15 protein-coding genes are annotated in these 19,338 nt (G+C 41.6%); 3 read left to right on the top strand and 12 right to left on the bottom strand.

All coding sequences use genetic code 11. The features are described 5' to 3' along the window. Nucleotides 1-755 precede the first annotated feature (755 nt). Complete coding sequence (gene exbD / locus PR808_RS06855) at nucleotides 756-1,181, bottom strand: TonB system transport protein ExbD (protein ID WP_206084544.1); 426 nt, start codon at nucleotides 1,179-1,181, stop codon at nucleotides 756-758. Nucleotides 1,182-1,186: 5 nt separating this feature from the next. Further along, complete coding sequence (exbB, locus tag PR808_RS06850) at nucleotides 1,187-2,113, bottom strand: tonB-system energizer ExbB (RefSeq protein WP_206084543.1); 927 nt, start codon at nucleotides 2,111-2,113, stop codon at nucleotides 1,187-1,189. Nucleotides 2,114-2,543: 430 nt separating this feature from the next. On the opposite strand from exbB, the gene metC reads away from it, so the two are divergent. Next, nucleotides 2,544-3,728 (top strand): cystathionine beta-lyase, encoded by a 1,185-nt coding sequence (gene metC, locus PR808_RS06845; protein ID WP_206084542.1) that lies wholly within the window; start codon nucleotides 2,544-2,546, stop codon nucleotides 3,726-3,728. A 150-nt stretch (nucleotides 3,729-3,878) separates the two neighbouring features. After that, nucleotides 3,879-4,547, top strand: coding sequence for a DedA family protein (locus PR808_RS06840; RefSeq protein WP_206084541.1), 669 nt, complete (start codon nucleotides 3,879-3,881; stop codon nucleotides 4,545-4,547). A gap of 38 nt (nucleotides 4,548-4,585) precedes the next feature. Here the strand turns inward: PR808_RS06840 and PR808_RS06835 are convergent, their stop codons facing one another. The 9 genes from PR808_RS06835 to ribF form a co-directional block, all read right to left on the bottom strand. Then, the gene (locus tag PR808_RS06835) at nucleotides 4,586-5,611 is read right to left on the bottom strand and encodes a MerR family transcriptional regulator (protein ID WP_272538976.1); all 1,026 of its coding nucleotides are present in this window, start codon (nucleotides 5,609-5,611) and stop codon (nucleotides 4,586-4,588) included. 168 nt (nucleotides 5,612-5,779) lie between these two features. Then, the gene (gene carB, locus PR808_RS06830; protein ID WP_206084539.1) at nucleotides 5,780-9,001 is read right to left on the bottom strand and encodes a carbamoyl-phosphate synthase large subunit; all 3,222 of its coding nucleotides are present in this window, start codon (nucleotides 8,999-9,001) and stop codon (nucleotides 5,780-5,782) included. A 13-nt stretch (nucleotides 9,002-9,014) separates the two neighbouring features. Then, nucleotides 9,015-10,178: a glutamine-hydrolyzing carbamoyl-phosphate synthase small subunit gene (carA, locus tag PR808_RS06825; protein WP_272538975.1), complete on the bottom strand. Its 1,164-nt coding sequence runs from the start codon at nucleotides 10,176-10,178 to the stop codon at nucleotides 9,015-9,017. A 444-nt stretch (nucleotides 10,179-10,622) separates the two neighbouring features. Continuing rightward, nucleotides 10,623-11,444 carry a 4-hydroxy-tetrahydrodipicolinate reductase gene (gene dapB / locus PR808_RS06820; RefSeq protein WP_206084537.1) on the bottom strand — a complete coding sequence of 274 codons (822 nt, stop codon included), beginning with the start codon at nucleotides 11,442-11,444 and terminating at the stop codon, nucleotides 10,623-10,625. Nucleotides 11,445-11,743: 299 nt separating this feature from the next. Further along, complete coding sequence (gene ispH / locus PR808_RS06815; protein WP_206084536.1) at nucleotides 11,744-12,697, bottom strand: 4-hydroxy-3-methylbut-2-enyl diphosphate reductase; 954 nt, start codon at nucleotides 12,695-12,697, stop codon at nucleotides 11,744-11,746. Further along, entirely contained in the window at nucleotides 12,678-13,148 is a 471-nt protein-coding gene (gene fkpB, locus PR808_RS06810; protein WP_206084535.1) for an FKBP-type peptidyl-prolyl cis-trans isomerase, read from the bottom strand. The genes ispH and fkpB overlap by 20 nt, the downstream gene beginning before the upstream one ends. An 83-nt stretch (nucleotides 13,149-13,231) precedes the next feature. Beyond that, nucleotides 13,232-13,735 carry a signal peptidase II gene (lspA, locus tag PR808_RS06805; protein WP_206084534.1) on the bottom strand — a complete coding sequence of 168 codons (504 nt, stop codon included), beginning with the start codon at nucleotides 13,733-13,735 and terminating at the stop codon, nucleotides 13,232-13,234. Beyond that, nucleotides 13,735-16,545: an isoleucine--tRNA ligase gene (gene ileS, locus PR808_RS06800; protein WP_206084533.1), complete on the bottom strand. Its 2,811-nt coding sequence runs from the start codon at nucleotides 16,543-16,545 to the stop codon at nucleotides 13,735-13,737. Before ileS ends, lspA begins: the two co-directional genes overlap by 1 nt. A 28-nt stretch (nucleotides 16,546-16,573) precedes the next feature. Then, nucleotides 16,574-17,512 carry a bifunctional riboflavin kinase/FAD synthetase gene (gene ribF / locus PR808_RS06795; RefSeq protein ID WP_206084532.1) on the bottom strand — a complete coding sequence of 313 codons (939 nt, stop codon included), beginning with the start codon at nucleotides 17,510-17,512 and terminating at the stop codon, nucleotides 16,574-16,576. A gap of 589 nt (nucleotides 17,513-18,101) precedes the next feature. Between ribF and rpsT the strand changes: the two genes are divergently transcribed. Further along, a complete protein-coding gene (rpsT, locus tag PR808_RS06790; protein ID WP_006662810.1) occupies nucleotides 18,102-18,362 on the top strand; it encodes a 30S ribosomal protein S20 in 261 nt (86 codons plus the stop codon). 58 nt (nucleotides 18,363-18,420) lie between these two features. On the opposite strand, the gene nhaR is transcribed toward rpsT, so the two are convergent. Further along, nucleotides 18,421-19,338: a transcriptional activator NhaR gene (gene nhaR, locus PR808_RS06785; RefSeq protein ID WP_206084531.1), complete on the bottom strand. Its 918-nt coding sequence runs from the start codon at nucleotides 19,336-19,338 to the stop codon at nucleotides 18,421-18,423.

The raw sequence follows: 19,338 nt of genomic DNA, 5'->3' as shown, positions 1-19,338 counted from the left end.
AATACTCGATTCTAATTTCATAAAAAATATTTACATAATCATTATCTTTCTTCGAAGCAAAAATAATCCTTTTTTTATTTACATCCATATACCTATTCTATCAAAACTAAATTTCCCCATAAAAAACAATCATTTTATCTAAATTTTAATTTTTTAATTTACCCATGTGATTTATGTGGTTTAATTATTATATTGATAAAATAGTCATTATTAATAAAACCATTCAAATATAATGGTTTATTTTTTGTTATGTTTTGTTGGTTTAATCACATTGAAAGTAGTCAAATACACCCTATTTCAGACTACACTAAGCTACATTTTCAATGAAAAACCGCATTAAAAAAAGAAGCTCAGCTTATAATTGAGTCAAAAATGTCACGTTGAAATACGGTTTCATTCAATTACCTTATCTGAAGCCAGATAAAAAATATCGAATATTCATCAGTTATTTTAATATACTTCTTGTTTTATCACTTTATCTTAGCGCTAAATACCCCATAAGAGAGTATTTTACATGCGACTAAGGCTCTGTCCTCTCAATCAAACACAAATAAAACGTGTGAATATAGGATAAAAATCTTTTAATCATGATTTAATCATACAAATAAAGATGATATTACACAGAATAATTAGCATTCGATAGAAAAATCAGGCAGCTATACACTCGCTTTGATGCACTTTTGTTTGATTCATAAAAAACGCGCTTTATCCTTAAAGATAAAACGCGTGATAACAGCTGATATCGTTGATATTGACTATTTAGACGAAGTAGCTTCCATTCCAACTAAGCCAATTTTTAGATAACCCGACTGGCGTAATGCATTCATCACATCCATCATCGTTTCATAATCAACACTTTTATCTGCTTGGAAGAAGATCGTTGTTTCTTTATTTGAACTTGTTGCTTGGTCAAGTGTTGCAGAAAGCTGTTCTTTTGATACAGCTTGATCGCCAATAAATAACTGGCTATCCGCTTTAACTGTTAAGAACACAGGTTTTTCTGGCCGTGGCTGCGGCTTCGCGGTTGAAGCAGGTAAGTCAACTTTAATATCTACAGTTGCCAAGGGAGCCGCGACCATGAAGATAATTAATAAAACCAACATCACATCGATAAACGGTGTTACGTTAATTTCATGCATTTCACCGCTATCATCTTGTTCGTCACCTAAACGCATTGCCATAATAATTACCTTGCTTTGCTATTTGCCAGATCAAGATCACGCCCTAATAATAATGCAGACTGTGCAGCCACATCCCCTACCTGACCACGGTAGTTATTAATCATTCTGGCGAAAATGTTATAAATTACCACTGCTGGGATCGCAGCGATAAGACCAATTGCCGTTGCAAGAAGTGCCTCTGCGATACCAGGCGCAACCACTGCTAAGTTAGTGGTTTGTGAATGAGCGATCCCGATAAAGCTATTCATGATGCCCCATACCGTTCCAAACAAACCAACAAAAGGAGAGATAGCACCAATAGTCGCTAAGTAACCATTACCACGGCCCATATATCGGCTGATTGCAGCAACGGCCCTTTCAAGGCGGAATGACGTCCGCTCTTTCGTACCAGACAGGTCGGTACTATTTGCCGATAACGCTCTTTCTGTTACTGCTTCATTAAGCAGCATTCGTGTAATACTATTTCCTTTGAAACCTTCAGCAATTTTCACGGCTTCATCAAGGGATTTCACTTCTGCGATCGCTTTCGCTTCGTCTTTTAAACGACGACGAGCAACTAAAATTTCGAGGCCTTTAGAGAAGAAGAGTGCCCATGTAATGACTGATGCAATAACCAAACCTATCATCACCGTCTTCACGACATTATCCGCATTTTGGTACATGCCCCAAACAGATAAATCCTGATCAAAACCCCCTGTTGGCGCCTCTGTCGCAATTTCGATATTTTCATTCACAACAGCAGTATTGACTGCAGGCTCAGAAGATACGGGAGCAACTTCACCATTTGGTGCTGTAATTGGCGCCGCAGGATTTGCAGCAGGTGTCGATGATGTATTTTGAGACGCAGCTGGTGTTGTTGCTGGTGTGGTTTCAGCGACCGCCGTCCCCATCAAGCCGAACGCCAATAGAATAGAAGCTGTTAGTTTACGCATCAGTTGGCCTTTACTCTCTTTTTAGTGTTGTATAAAAAAATTCATATCGATGATTGTGCCATTCATCGACTAACCTTTAAAAGCGAAATTTAACTCGCGCTGTTCGTCTCTTTTCAAAAAGACGGTGCTGATGATATCAAAGACAGCGCGAATTGATAGTAATTATCATTAGTATTCACAAATTTTTTTATATTTTTTGTTCTCAAACAATGAAGTCCACGCCTATTACACGGGTATTGCTTGTTTATTCTTATTAATGCAATAAAGGTATTCAATGGACAAATATACTCCCCCCTTCTTCTATACCAATACGATTTATTGAACTTTGTAATACTGAAGAAAACTCAAGTTACATTTCCCCACGAATGCATTAACGTCATAGTATCCACGCCTCTGGATAGGCTAAATTTGAAACCATAAAGGAAAGATCATGGCAAACACCAAACCAGAAACCCAATTAGTGCACATTGGTCGGAACCCTAAATTCACTCAAAAAGGTGTAAATCCTGTCATTCAACGAGCATCTTCGATTATCTTTGACACGCTTGAAGAAAAACGTCATGCAACTCGGCATCGTGCGGATGGTGTGCTTTTTTATGGCCGCCGAGGCACACAAACCCATTTTGCTTTCCAAGAAGCCATGGCTGAATTAGAAGGTGGAGCAGGTTCTGTACTTTACCCATCAGGTGCTGCTGCCATCACCAATGCAATCTTATCCTTTATTTCTGCAGGAGAGCACATTTTAGTCACAGGCTCCGCTTATGACCCAACACAGAATTTTTGCGACCATATTTTAACCAAATTACAGGTTAAAACGACCTACTTTGACCCGCTCATTGGCGAAAAGATTACAGATTTGATTCAACCGAATACGCGCATTGTCTTTTTAGAATCTCCAGGTTCAATTACCATGGAAGTCCACGATTTACCTGCTCTCGTTCAAGCTATACGTAACAAAGCACCTGAAATCATCATTATGATTGACAATACATGGGCAGCGGGTGTCCTGCTCAAACCTTTATTGTTCGATGTGGATATTTCAATACAATCCGCAACAAAATATATTAATGGGCATTCTGATGGCATGTTAGGAGTCGCAGTAGCAAATAAGCGCTGCATCGAAACTTTACGTGAAAATTCATATCTGCTTGGGCAAACCGCAGACCCCGATACCGTTTATATGGCTAATCGTGGTTTGCATACCCTCCCTACGCGCCTAAAACAGCACCAAGAAAACAGTATACAAGTAGCAAACTGGCTGCAAGAACGCCCCGAAGTCGAACAGGTTTTTCATCCAGCCCTGCCAACTTCGCCTGGTCATGAATTCTTTATTCGGGATTTTTCAGGGTGTAATGGCTTATTTTCTTTTCAACTTAAGTCACGCCTATCCACTGAACAGTTCGCTGCTTTTATCGAAAATTTAGCTCATTTTAAAATGGGGTATTCATGGGGTGGATTTGAATCGCTAATTTTAGGTTACCAAAAAGAAGATTTACTCAGCATGAGACAATATGATTTTCAATTGAACGAAGGGACTTTTTTCCGTGTTCACGTGGGGCTTGAACACCCACAAGATTTAATTGATGACCTACAATTGGCTTTTGAACGCATTTAAAATAAAAAATGAAAATTGCAGAAAACACTAAAATGTTTTCTGCAATTCATCGACTAATGAATGAATACCCCCAAACAAATCAAACCCAATCTTATTTTTTCCTGTAATATAAATAAGGAAATTCGCTTTTAGACAAATACAGGAATGATTATGGAAGTCCTACGCGAAATCGTACTAGCGCTTTGGGATCACGATTTCCTAAAACTCTCCAACCCCGAAGTACTTTGGGTTATTTATACCGTACTTTTTGTTGTTATTGTTTTGGAAAATGGGGTTCTTCCCGCCGCTTTTCTGCCTGGAGATACCTTGTTAATCCTTTCTGGCGCATTAATCGCCAAAGGAGTTTTGCACTTTATCCCAACCATTTTATTGCTCGCCACAGCTGCGAGTTTGGGTTGTTGGTTAGGGTTTATGCAAGGTAGATGGCTCAGTGAAACGAAAACGGTCAAGCGTTGGCTAGCCCAAATTCCTGATGAGTATCATGCAAAAGCAAATAATATGTTTAATAAACAAGGTTTATACGCCTTACTTATTGGTCGTTTTTTAGCTTTTGTTCGTACATTATTACCTTTACTTGCAGGGCTCTCTGAATTAAGCCATCGCCGTTTTCAGTTTTTCAATTGGCTAAGCGGACTTTTGTGGGTAGGTATTATCGTTTCTTTAGGCTATGCCCTTAACCAAATCCCGTTTGTAAAAGAGCACGAGCAAGTGGTTATTAGCGCATTAATGATCATCCCTGTTATCTTATTAATTAGTGGATTAATTGGCTCTATTGTGATGTATTGGAAACACCGCAAGGCATTAAGTAGCAATAAATAACACAAATATCTATGGCCGCAATATTGCGGCCACTTGCATTATTTCCCCATCAAAATATTCACCGCTGAAAATAAATATTGCCCGATTTCTGGCGTCATCCAAGTACCTTGAGAAACTTTAGGCTCTTCACGGTAAACTGTGCGGATCTTTTCCTGAATGATAGGGTCACCTCCAGTGAATTGAATAAACATGTCTAACCATGTACGAGCCAGCACTTGTACTTCAGGTGAGTCTGGAGATTTATGTGCTTTCAATGCATTATGCAGCCCAGCAATCAGCTCAGGCCAAACTTGCCCCGCAGTAAAATAATGTTGCCGAACAAGCGCAAACTGCTCTTCTGTTAAATGGGGCTTAAACAGCGCTAATTGATATTCACTAAACCCTTGTGCAACAAATTGGATCATTGACTCAGAAATACCTGATGAATAAGCTAACGCGTTGTCTGTTAAGTGAATTTTATTCAACCTTGCAAAAAAATCTGGGTTTCCACCCGTATCTCTTTCCAGAGCGACCATCCATTCATACCCCAGTTGCTGTGCTTCAATTGATTGAGGTGTCATACCTTGTTGCATTAATGCATTCACCGCCGCCACTCGTTGCTGCCACTCTTGGTTTTTCAGCGTATGTGCGGTGTATAGCGGTAATTGTTCTAACTCTTGCGGTGTAAAATATTTATCAAACATCGTCATCATCTCCAATACAGAGAACCAATCGACCTGAGTTGAGGTATCACCCATTTGCATCTGTTTTTGAAGTTGCTCCAACCGAAAACGCAATGTTGCCATTTGCTGCATTTGTTCAGTTAATAAAGCAATTCGTTCCTGCAGAAGGTTTGTCATATCTCCACTCTGACCATCCAATATTTCACCGATGTTTTTGAGTTTGACTCCAACTTGGCGCAGTAATTGAATTTGCGTTAATCGCTCAATACATTGCATGTTATAGAGTCTGTAACCTGCATCGGTTCTTGCAGTTGGAAGCAATAAGCCAATTTCTTCATAATGATGAAGTGTTCGGATGGTTAACCCCGTTTTTTCCGCGATTTCACCCACTTGAAATAGCATACGTTCCTCCTGTAAGTGAGACTGAGGTTACGGCCTCACGTTACGTGAGAGTCAATGACCATTTTGCCTTTTTTTATTTTTTTTGCACCTTTCCCCTTCAAGTAAGCAATATATAAAAAAAGCCCCAGTCGGCAGGCTACCGCTGGGGCTCAATTCAATACGCGTTGATTACTTAATCAACGCGTGCATCTCTTGGACTGAAATCACTTTTTCAGTCGGATCTGCACTCAGTGACATTGTGGTTGCAAAACCACCATTCAACGTCGTGTCATAGTGAACCTTATACTGCAATGCGCTACGACGGATTAGTTTTGAGTCTTCAATCGCTTGACGCCCTGCGGTTGTATTCACGATGTAATCGTACTCACCATTCTTAATTCTATCTTGAATGTGTGGGCGACCTTCATGTACTTTGTTAACTAAGCGCGGGTTAATTCCTGCTTCACCAAGAACAATCGCCGTACCGTGCGTTGCATCTAGCTCGAAGCCATGTTTTAGCAATTTAGCCGCTAAATCAACAACGCGAGTTTTATCGCCTTCACGCACGGACAACAATGCTCGACCTGATTTTTTCATGGTTGAGCTGCTACCTAACATCGCCTTAGCAAACGCTTCTGCAAAAGTACGACCAACTCCCATGACTTCCCCTGTTGAACGCATTTCAGGGCCAAGAATTGGGTCAACACCTTGGAATTTGTTAAATGGCAGAACCACTTCTTTGACTGAATAGTAAGGAGGAATAACTTCTTTCGTCACACCTTGCTGGGTCAATGTCTGGCCAACCATAACACGAGCAGCCACTTTTGCCAGCGGTACGCCCGTTGCTTTTGAAACAAATGGGACAGTTCGCGCAGCACGAGGATTCACTTCAATCAAATACACTTCGTTATTTTTGACTGCGAATTGAACATTCATTAAGCCACGTACACGTAATTCGAATGCTAAGCTGCGAACTTGCTCACGCATCACATCCTGAATTTCTTGGCTCAGTGTATACGCTGGCAATGAACAAGCAGAATCACCAGAGTGAACGCCCGCTTGTTCGATGTGCTCCATGATCCCGCCAATCAGCACCATTTCACCATCACAAATCGCGTCAACATCCACCTCTACAGCGTCATCTAAGAAACGGTCAAGTAGTACTGGTGCATCATTTGAGACACTGACTGCAGTTTGGAAATAACGGCGCAGGTCGATTTCATCATACACGATTTCCATCGCACGACCGCCGAGAACATATGATGGGCGTACAACGAGTGGATAACCAATTCCAGCCGCTTTTTCAACAGCTTGCTCAATCGCTGTCACCGTCGCATTTTGCGGTTGTTTTAAATTCAAACGATTAACCGCTTGTTGGAAACGTTCGCGGTCTTCTGCACGGTCAATCGCATCAGGGCTAGTTCCAATGACAGGAACACCGGCGGCCTCAAGTGCACGTGCCAATTTCAGTGGCGTTTGACCACCATACTGTACGATCACACCTTTTGGCTGCTCAATACGCACAATTTCTAGCACATCTTCGAGCGTAACAGGTTCGAAATAGAGACGGTCAGACGTATCATAGTCAGTTGAAACGGTTTCTGGGTTACAGTTAACCATGATAGTTTCATAGCCATCTTCACGTAGCGCGAGTGAAGCGTGCACACAACAATAGTCAAACTCAATACCTTGACCAATACGGTTAGGCCCTCCCCCCAGAACCATCACTTTTGGCTTGCTATGGTTTGGGTTGGATTCACACTCATCTTCATACGTGGAATACATATAGGCAGTATCGGTTGCAAACTCAGCAGCACAGGTGTCAACACGCTTATAAACGGGGTGCAAATCATAACTTTGGCGTAATTTACGTAGCTCAGCTTCTGATACACCAACTAAACTTGCTAGGCGTGCATCCGCAAACCCTTTACGTTTTAATACGCGTAAGAAATCTTTGGTTAAGCCGTTGATACCTAACTCCGCAACTTCTTCCTCTAGACGCACCAGCTCTTCAATTTGTACTAAGAACCAGCGGTCAATGTTGGTTAAGTTGAAGACACCATCAACGGACAAGCCCGCTCGGAATGCATCTGCAATAAACCAGATGCGTTCTGCGCCTGCATCTTTTAATTCACGACGAATGCGCGTCAGTGCTTCAGGGTCATCCTGTTCAACTTTAGGATCAAAACCTGTTGCGCCCACTTCTAAGCCGCGTAACGCTTTTTGCATCGACTCTTGGAAAGTGCGGCCAATCGCCATCACTTCACCCACCGATTTCATCTGCGTGGTTAAACGGTCATTGGTACCCGCAAATTTCTCAAAGTTAAAGCGTGGAATTTTAGTCACAACGTAGTCGATAGAAGGCTCAAACGAAGCAGGTGTACGGCCACCAGTAATATCATTCATCAGTTCATCGAGGGTATAACCGACCGCCAGTTTCGCTGCAATCTTCGCGATTGGAAAGCCCGTCGCTTTAGAAGCTAGCGCTGACGAGCGAGAAACCCGCGGGTTCATTTCAATAACAATTAAGCGCCCATCTTTTGGATTAACCGAAAACTGAACGTTTGAACCCCCCGTCTCAACACCAATTTCGCGTAAAACTGCCATCGAGGCATCGCGCATGATTTGGTATTCTTTATCTGTTAAGGTTTGAGCGGGTGCAACGGTGATTGAGTCACCAGTGTGGATCCCCATTGCGTCAAAGTTTTCGATTGAGCAGACAATAATGCAGTTGTCATTTTTATCGCGAACAACTTCCATTTCATACTCTTTCCAACCAATCAATGACTCATCAATTAATAATTCATTGGTTGGCGATAAATCTAAACCGCGCGTACAAATCTCTTCAAATTCTTCACGGTTGTAAGCGATACCACCACCCGTTCCGCCCATCGTAAACGATGGGCGAATAATACAAGGGAACCCCACATCGTCTGCAACGGCATACGCTTCTTCCATGTTGTGAGCAATACCTGAGCGTGCAGTACCTAAACCAATTTTTTTCATCGCTTTATCAAAGCGTTGACGATCTTCGGCTTTATCAATGGCGTCTGCTGTTGCACCAATCATCGTAACGCCAAACTCAGCAAGAACCCCTTTACGCTCAAGTTCAAGCGCACAGTTAAGCGCTGTTTGCCCACCCATTGTTGGTAAAATTGCATCAGGACGTTCTTTTTCAATAATTTTACGAACCACTTCCCAGTGAATCGGCTCAATATACGTCGCATCGGCCATCTCTGGGTCGGTCATAATCGTCGCAGGGTTAGAGTTAACTAAAATGACACGATAACCTTCTTCACGTAAGGCTTTACATGCTTGAGCCCCAGAATAATCAAACTCGCATGCTTGACCGATAACAATTGGACCCGCACCTAAAATCAGAATGCTTTTTATGTCTGTACGCTTTGCCATGATTTGCTCCCGATTATTGTGCGTTTTGACGTGGTGTGGTTTGACGATATTCGTTAATCAAATCAATGAAGTGATCGAATAAATTGGCTGCATCATGTGGCCCTGAACTTGCTTCAGGATGGCCTTGGAAACTAAATGCAGGTTTATCTGTACGGTGAATACCTTGTAGTGTTCCATCAAATAGTGACTTGTGAGTCACACGCAATGTATCGGGAAGTGTAGATTCATCGACTGCGAAACCATGATTTTGTGCCGTGATCATCACAACATCTCGATCCAAATCTTTCACAGGATGATTTGCTCCGTGATGACCAAATTTCATTTTCAGGGTATTTGCACCGCTAGCTAAAGCCAATAATTGGTGCCCTAAGCAAATACCAAAAACAGGGATATCCGTTGTTAAAAATGTTTTAATCGCCTTGATTGCATAATCACATGGCGCTGGGTCGCCAGGGCCATTCGACAAGAAAATTCCGTCTGGATTCATTGCGAGTACTGCTTCTGCTGATGTTGTCGCAGGCACCACCGTTAAACGACAACCACGGTCAACTAACATGCGTAGAATGTTGCGTTTTGCACCGAAGTCGTAAGCAACAACATGCAATGGTAACTCTTCAACTGATTTAGCACCTTGTTGGCCGTTTTCTAGCGTCCATGAGCCTTGGGTCCAACTATAGGCTTCTTTAGTACACACTTCTTTTGCCAAATCTAACCCATTAAGCCCAGAAAAGTTACGTGCTTTTTCTAGCGCAAGCGCCACATCAGGGTTATCTCCTGCAATAATGCACCCATTCTGAGCCCCTTTCTCTCTTAATAAACGGGTCAGTTTACGTGTATCGATATCTGCAATTGCCACAACCTTGTGGCGCTTCAGATACTCGGATAGCCCTTCTTGCCCACGAAAGTTACTGTAAACCAATGGTAAGTCACGAATGATTAAGCCTTGAGCATGAACATTTGGGGATTCTTCATCATCAGCATTAGTGCCGACATTACCAATATGGGGATAAGTGAGAGTAACAATTTGGCGGGAATAGGAAGGGTCTGTAATTATTTCTTGATATCCGGTCATTGACGTATTGAAAACGACTTCTCCAACTGCGGCCCCTTCAGCACCGATGGCACGCCCGTGGAATTGGGTTCCGTCTTCCAGAACCAATATAGCTGACTTAATCAAAACACCCTCCGGAGAATAATAAATCACGTTTTTTGCATATTAATTCAGATTTTGCGATCTAAATCAATGCCAAAATGAGTTTTTAAGCAAATTTTTGGCAAATTGCGCGCATTCTAATGATGAGATAGGGTCTTGTCTAGAAAAAAATGCATTTTTTACACTTTTATCTTACTTTTATAGACAACAACCCCAGTTTACTTAACGTGAGCACTGAAAATGATAGCCAATATGAATAAGTAAACGGTTGCCAAGTAAGATAACTGCACAATTGATAATAACGCAGCTTGAATTGAGATTAAAGGGAAATTAACTCGAATAAAAGTCAGTTTTACAGATGAATTAAACGGAAAATAGCAATTTAAAATAAAATAATAACAAAAGCCATTATAAACCAATAAATAATAAATAATTTATTGATTTATAATGATAATTTAAAATAAAAAATCAAAGATCATCAAGGCAAAGCACATCTTTCATATCATATAACCCAGATTTTTTAGAAAAAACCCAAGAGGATGCTTTAATAGCACCATTTGCAAAGGTCATCCTGCTTGATGCCTTATGTGTGATCTCTACGCGTTCGCCGATATCAGCGAACATCGCCGTATGTTCACCAACAATGTCTCCTGCTCGAATTGTTGCAAAACCGATAGTGCCAGCTTCACGCTCACCAGTATAACCTTCACGGGTATATACTGCGCAGTCTTTTAGATCCTTTCCTAGCGCACCCGCAATAGATTCCCCCATAGCTAATGCAGTACCAGACGGAGCATCAACTTTATGACGATGGTGAGCTTCCACAATTTCAATATCGGTGTAAGTTCCCATCACTTTTGCTGCTTTTTCCAGTAATTTAAGGACTAAATTAACACCGACACTAAAGTTTGCCGCGAACACAATTGGAATGACTTTTGCCGCATCAGCAATAGCTTGTTTCCCTTGTTCATCAAAACCTGTTGTGCCAATAACCATGCCCTTTTGGTTAGCTTTGCAAAATGCTAAATAATGCAGCGTGCCTTCAGGCCGGGTGAAATCAATAACAACATCAAAATCATCAACGACTTTATCAAGAGAATTCGTAATATAAATTCCTAGTTTACCAACTCCTGCAAGCTCACCTGCATCTGCGCCAATCAGCGAAGAGCCTTCTCGCTCAATAGCAGCGCCTAATTGAATGCCATCTTGTTGTTGTGCCGCTTGAATTAACTGCCGTCCCATACGACCACCTGAGCCGACAATCGCAACACGTACCACTGAATTTTCCATGGTTCATCCTTTTTCATTATTGATGCAAATGACTAAATTTAAACTGAGTATCTCACGTGAATATCAATATTTTTCACAAACAATTTAGTTTATTATTGCGTTACAGATTAACCATCATGATGAGATTCTGCCAGTATTAATCGACAGTTATTAACAAAAACGTAGAACGCGGACTGATTATCAGAAAAAGTGTTGATGATAAGAAAAGTAGGAAAGAAAAAATCAGAATAAAAAAGACCGAGCCACCTTGATGATACAAAATGACTCTTTGAATAATATGCTGCTATGTATGCTATGTATTAGTTAATTTCTTTAACTTCGACTCGCAATTCTTTTGGCACTTCAAAAACAATATTTTCTTCACGGCCTTGTAGTTCAACAACAGAGTCTGCACCAAGCTCTTTTAATCTATCAATAACTTGACGAACTAAAATATCAGGCGCTGACGCCCCAGCCGTTAAACCAATAATATTTTTATCCGTTAGCCACTCAGTTTGGATGTCTTCTGCACCATCAATCAAAAATGCAGGTTTTTGCATTCTTGATGCAAGTTCAGCAAGACGGTTTGAGTTTGATGAGTTTTTAGAGCCTACAACTAGCACAATATCTGCACGCTCAGCCAGCTCTCTTGCCGCTTCCTGCCTATTGGTTGTTGCATAACAAATATCATCTTTACGTGGCCCAACAATACTAGGGAAACGTGCGGTTAGTGCATCAATGACATCTGAAGTGTCATCCACAGAAAGTGTCGTTTGTGTCATAAACGATAAATTATTTTCGTCTTTAACTTTCAATTTCCAAACATCTTCTGGGCTTTCAACAAGATACATACCACCTTCAGGGTTGCTATATTGCCCCATTGTCCCTTCGACTTCTGGATGCCCCGCATGCCCAATCAAAATCGCTTCTTTACCTTTACGGCTTGCACGAGCGACTTCCATGTGTACTTTAGTCACTAGTGGGCATGTTGCATCAAATAGCATGGTCAAATCACGAGAACGTGCTTCTTGGCGGATAGCTTGTGACACACCATGTGCAGAAAAAATTAAGATTGAACCATCTGGTACTTCAGAAATTTCTTCAATAAAAATAGCACCACGCTGACGCAAATCATCAACTACATAACGGTTATGAACCACTTCATGACGAACATAGATAGGTGCGCCGTATAGTTCTAATGCCCTTTCTACAATGCTAATTGCGCGGTCAACACCAGCACAAAAACCACGAGGGTTAGCCATTAATATTTGCATTGTGATTCTCCAATTGCGGGTCTACTTCAAGCACTTCAATTTCAAAGCTAATTTGTTGCTCAGCGAGTGGGTGATTAAAATCAACAGTGATCGATTCACCTTCGATCGATTTTACTACACCAGGCATTTCGCTGCCATTCATTGCGGTAAATAACATGATAGTCCCAATTTCAGGGATACCTGTATCCATAAAATCACGCAATGAAAAATACTGCACTAAATCAGGGTTATGTTTACCAAAAACAGTATCACCAGGTAATGAAAAATTTTTCTTTTCACCTTCGTTAAGCCCAATTAATTTGGCCTCAAGTTCAGGTGATAACGAATCATTCCCTAACACAAACAACGCAGGCTTTCCTTGTGCGTGTGAAGAATCGGCTGTAGAGCCATCTTCCAATTTCAATGTGAAATGCAGTAAAACTGCGCTCTGAGCCTGTATTTGAGTAGACATAAACCAAACCTATTTTGTCATAAAATTCAGCCCAGAAAATCTGGGCTGTGTGTCATTACATTGTAACCTATTGTGCTACCAATTTATTTGGCTTTTTCCTGCTTTGGCTTTTCTGGTAAAAAACCTTCCAAAATAACTAAAGCAGCACCAATACAAATTGCCATATCAGCTAGGTTGAATGTTGGCCAGTGCCAATTACCGACATAAATATCAAGGTAATCAACGACAAACCCATGAACCAGACGGTCGCTAAGGTTGCCAATTGCCCCGCCAATAATGAGTGCGTAAGCAATATTGGATAGGCGTTTTTGCGCGCTTTGGCGGTACATCATCACCATTAAAATAATGGAAATTCCCACCGCAATACCCGCAAAGAACCAACGCTGCCAGCCGCCTTCATCAGCCAAGAAACTAAATGCCGCACCAAAATTTTGGGCGTACATGATGTTGAAAAATGGCATTACAGCATGTGGTTCATACAGATTCAGGTCTTTTAGCACCAACTGCTTTATTCCTAAATCTGCCACGATAATCACGATGGTTAGCCATAACCAACGCAGGCCAGTAGAACAAATAGGCGTCTTCATTAAGCAAACTTACGCAATTCGCCGTCACCGGCTACGTTCGTCACACAGCGACCACAAATTTCTGGTTGCTCGCTTGATGAGCCGATATCGCTCGCATAATGCCAGCAACGTGGGCATTTTTCGCCTTCCGCTTTACTAAAGGCAATTTTAAGGCCTTTTAACTCGCTCTCTTGCGCATCAGCAGACGCCGTTGCAATATCCGCGACAGTCGCTTGAGAAGTCAGCAGAACGAAACGCAGTTCATCACCTAAACTTTGCAGTTTGTTTGCTAAGTCTTTATCTGCATATAACGTCACCGCAGCCTCTAGTGAGCCACCAATGTGTTTATCTGTACGCGCTTGCTCTAACACTTTATTCACTTCACCGCGAACCGCCAGCAGTTCAGACCAGAAGCTGTTATTCATTTCATTTGACTCATCTAAACCAAATAAGCCGTTATACCATTCTTCGGTTAGAACGAATTGAGCACGTTTTCCTGGTAATTCATTCCAGATTTCGTCTGAAGTGAAAGAAAGTACTGGGGCTATCCAACGTACTAACGCTTCAACGATATGGAACAGAGCTGTTTGGCAGCTACGACGCGCTAAGCTGTCGCCTTTCGCTGTGTACTGACGGTCTTTAATGATATCCAGATAGAACGAACCCATTTCGATAGAGCAGAAATGCATTAAACGCTGAATAACGGAAAGGAAATCATATTCATCATACGCTTTGGCGATTTCTTGTTGTGCTTCAAGCGCACGGCTAACCGCCCAACGGTCTAACACCACCATGTCTTCAGGTTTCACCATGTCCGTTTCTGGATTGAAACCATTAAGGTTCGCCAACAAGAAGCGGGCAGTATTACGAATACGGCGATATGAATCCGCTGCACGTTTTAAGATTTCATCAGAGACCGCGATTTCACCTGTATAATCCGTCGAAGCAACCCATAGACGCAGAATATCTGCACCCAGTTTATTCATGACATCTTGTGGACTTACCGTATTGCCTAATGATTTAGACATTTTACGGCCTTGGCCATCAACGGTGAAACCGTGCGTTAACACTTGGCGATATGGCGCTTTGCCTTTCATTGCTGTTGATAACATCAATGAGGACATGAACCAGCCACGGTGTTGGTCAGAGCCTTCCAAGTACATGTCAGCTGAATTACCATGGAATTCAGGACGTGCATCAACTACGGCAAAGTGTGTAGACCCAGAGTCAAACCAGACGTCTAGTGTATCTGGTACTTTACGGTAGGTTTCAGCTTCATCACCCAGTAATTCAGCTGGGTCAAGATCCCACCATGCTTGAATACCGTCAACCTCAACGCGTTTAGCGACTTCTTCCATTAATTCTAACGTACGAGGATGAAGCTCTTCCGTATCTTTATGAACAAACAAAGACATCGGCGTTCCCCAAGTACGCTGGCGAGAGATACACCAGTCAGGGCGGTTTTCAACCATTGACTCAATACGTGCGCGACCCCAACCAGGGATCCACTGAACGATATCAATTTCTTTCAATGATTGTTCGCGTAAGCCATTTTTATCCATGCCAATAAACCATTGTGGTGTTGCACGGAAAATAACGGGGGTTTTATGACGCCAGCAACATGGGTAGCTGTGCGTGATTGCTTTTTTATACAGCAACGCGCCTTTTTCATTTAATAGCTCAACAATTAAATCATTAGCTTTAAAAATGAACACACCATCCAGTGTTGGATAGGTATTGGCTAAGAAACAACCGTCTGGCCCAACAGGGTTTGCTGTCTCTAAACCGTATTTTTGGCCAACCACATAGTCCTCAGGACCATGACCTGGCGCAGTATGAACGGCACCTGTACCTGCATCTAATGTAACATGGTCACCTAAGATAGCAGGAACATCAAAGCCCATAAATGGATGTTCAAAACGCAGCAGTTCAAGCGCAGAACCTTCACATTCACCTAAAACTGCCCATTCGTCGATACCAACAGTTTTCATTACATCTTCAACAAGGTCAGCTGCTAAAATGACTAATTCGCCATTCGCTTGTACCAAGTTGTATTTAAATTCAGGATTCAACGAGATTGCGCGGTTAGCAGGCAATGTCCACGGTGTTGTTGTCCAGATAACCAGTGATGGCGTTTTATCACTCGTAACCCCGAATTTTTCACACACCACTTTGCTATCTACTGCAGGGAAACGAACGTAGATAGATGGGGAAGTTTTGTCATAATACTCAACTTCAGCTTCAGCTAATGAAGAACCACATGCTGTACACCAATGAACAGGCTTAGCACCTTTCACTAAATGGCCGTTTGCAATGGTTTTTGCTAACGCTCTGATGATGTGGGCTTCGGTTTTGAAGTCCATGGTTAAGTAGGGTTTATCCCACTCACCTAATACACCAAGACGTATAAAGTCAGCTTTTTGGCCTTCAATTTGCTCTTTTGCATATTGGCGGCATTGTGCACGAAATTCAGCGGCGGAAACTTTTTCTCCTGGTTTACCCACGATTTGTTCAACTTTGTGTTCAATCGGTAAGCCATGGCAATCCCAACCAGGAATATACGGGGAATCATAACCCGCTAATCCTTTGGATTTAATAATAATATCTTTGAGAATTTTGTTAACTGAGTGACCAATATGAATACTGCCGTTAGCATATGGAGGGCCATCGTGCAGAATAAAGGTTTTCTTGCCCGATTTTGCTTTACGGATTGCTTGGTACAAACCTTCTTTGTACCAGCGCTCTAACATCTGTGGTTCGCGTTTAGCGAGATCGCCACGCATTGGGAACCCTGTTTCTGGTAGATTCAGGGTATTTTTATAGTCACTCATCGATTCTCAGTTCCAATTTTCCGCTAAATTATCTGATTCCTATTGCAGTAAGATATTCTCTTGCTGCAATTACATCATTAGCAATTTGCTCCTTAAGCGCTTCCAACGAAGCAAACCGCTGCTCATCACGTAATTTCTTACGTAACACTACATCGATATGACGCCCATATAAATCCATAGTGGCATCAATCAGATGAACTTCTAACTGCGTTCCTTTTCCAGATACAGTCGGTCGTGTGCCGATATTCGCCACACCAGGCAAAGGCTTATCACCTAAACCATAAACTTCTACAGCATACACACCCGTCACTGGTGTGACTAAACGTTTTAATGGTAGGTTTGCCGTCGGAAAACCTATTGTTCTGCCAAGCTGGTTACCATGAACCACTCGCCCACTAATCCGATAGGCATGCCCTAACAGGTTTTCCGCCAATTCAAGGTCGTTAACCTGAATAGCCTTACGAATGGCCGTGCTGCTGATGCGAAGACCTGAATCACAAAAGCTTTCTGTATCAGCAACCTCAAACCCAAACTCTTCACCTGCTTGCTGCAAAAAGGCAAAATCCCCCATGCGATTTTTCCCAAAACGGAAATCATCACCGATGGCGAGATATTTCACCCCTAATTTGTCAACCAGTAAATCTGAGACAAACTCAGCGGGTGTTAAAGAGGCAAAGTGCTGGTTAAATTCAACACAAAGAAGGTAGTCAATACCACTGTCTGCGAGGTATTTAACTTTATCTCTTAAACGTGTCAAACGCGCAGGCGCTTTGTCACCAATAAAAAATTCAAGAGGTTGTGGCTCAAAAATCATCACAACCGTAGGTAAGCCAAGTTCCTTACCCTTGAGTTTCAAATTTTGAAGTAATACTTGGTGCCCACGATGAACACCGTCAAAATTACCAATAGTCAGCACGCAACCATGATGGCACGCCCGGATATTCTGTATACCGCGAATTAGCTCCATAACAGGCTCAATACCGAGGAAATTGCAGGATTATACCTTGTACGACGCATAAGGTTAACCTTAGTTCGCAAAAGGTTACATTAAACCCTATTTTTTTGATTCTAACACGACCTAATAGCCATCTATTTTACGTGAACAACAAGCCACAATGCTACCCAATATGAGCAATTAGGCATAGATATCAAAAAATGTTGGGATAACCAATGGATTATCAATACAACAAATTTGTTCCGAGGTCTCTAAAAATATTCAATTTTTATCGTTTTCTCATCAATGCCTATAGCTAAACACATTTCGTGATTAATAAGCAATCAATAAGCGAGCAAATATCATACTCTCCTCTTATTGATGGGCTAAAATTTTTTTCTATCGTGATTGTTTTTAATTTTCTGACATCAATTACGCATTTTTTCACGCTAAGATCTGTATTCTTCTCATATTTGCTGATAGAATCTTGCACCATTCACAGCGCATGGACATCGAAGTACACGATGTTTATTTGCACAAATCCATTGACAAATGCAGGGCGAAAGGGCATATTCCTCGACCTTTGAATTGTCCTCAATAGAATACATTTGGGAGTTGGACCTTGGCTAATATCAAATCAGCTAAGAAACGTGCCGTTCAGTCAGAGAAACGTCGCCAGCACAACGCTAGCCGTCGCTCTATGGTACGTACTTTTATCAAGAAAGTTTACCTTGCTATCGCTGCAGGCGATAAAGAAGCTGCTCAGAAAGCATTCAATGACATGCAACCTATTGTTGATCGTCACGCCAGTAAAGGCCTGATCCACAAAAATAAAGCAGCACGTCATAAAGCTAACTTAGTTGCTCAAATTAAAGCAATGTAATTTTGCTTCTTGATTAGCTAAAAAAACCGGCCTAGGCCGGTTTTTTTATTTGCTTAATTTACTGCCCTAACTTGTCAAATGACACTGAAAATAATTCTGAAAAATCTTTATTGCAAACTCGCTGCACTGCTGGATGCTGAATCATTCTTTCTGCAAAAATAACGTAATATTCTTCTTTTACATTTTCTAATCGCCCTAATTCTACAATATCTTCTCCGCCTAAAAGGTCAGGTGTATACTGAGAAGGAGCAACAAAAATAGCATTATAATGCATGCCAAACGCTTTCATTAATGCAGCATCATCGAACTCGCCTAATACCTCAACTTGTAAATTTTTATTCCGTATCCAAGCTAAAATATGCCGACCTAAAAGATAACGTCTTCCAGGAATCAGTAAGCGACGCTCTTCTAAACATTCAGGAAATGGCTTTTTCGGTATTGGCTGACGGCAAAAAAAGCTCATACTGCATTCACCCAATTTAACGGAAAACAGGCCTTCCTGCTGTGATGAATCAACTGGGCAGTCCGATAAAATCATATCCAACTTATGTTGGCTAAGTTGCTCTAATAACAGCTCGTGAGTTGATTCAAAACAGCGCAAGTGAATCTGTTCATGCTCAACAACTGTCGTTTCCAATATTCGGCTAACTAACTGTTTTGACAATGTATCAGCAACACCAACATCAAATAGTAAGTTGGACTCTCTGCTGTAATTAACTATATCGAGCATTTCTTGGCTAAGCATAAACATTTTATCTGCGTAGCGAAAAATAAGTTGCCCGAGTTCGGAAGGCACTAAACCACGCCCCTGTCGCTTAAATAATTTACCACCTAAACGCTCTTCTAGCGCCTTTATTTGGCCTGTTATGGTCTGAGGAGTCAGGTAAAGTGCTTCAGCCGCCCCCACGACAGAGCCCTCTTTACATACATGCCAAAAGTAGTAAAGATGGTTAAAATTTAAATGTGAAACCCGCAT

It is taken from the genome of Providencia sp. PROV197, assembly GCF_028479625.1.
GTDB classification, from domain to species: domain Bacteria; phylum Pseudomonadota; class Gammaproteobacteria; order Enterobacterales; family Enterobacteriaceae; genus Providencia; species Providencia vermicola.
This window is presented reverse-complemented; position numbering and strand designations above follow the sequence as displayed.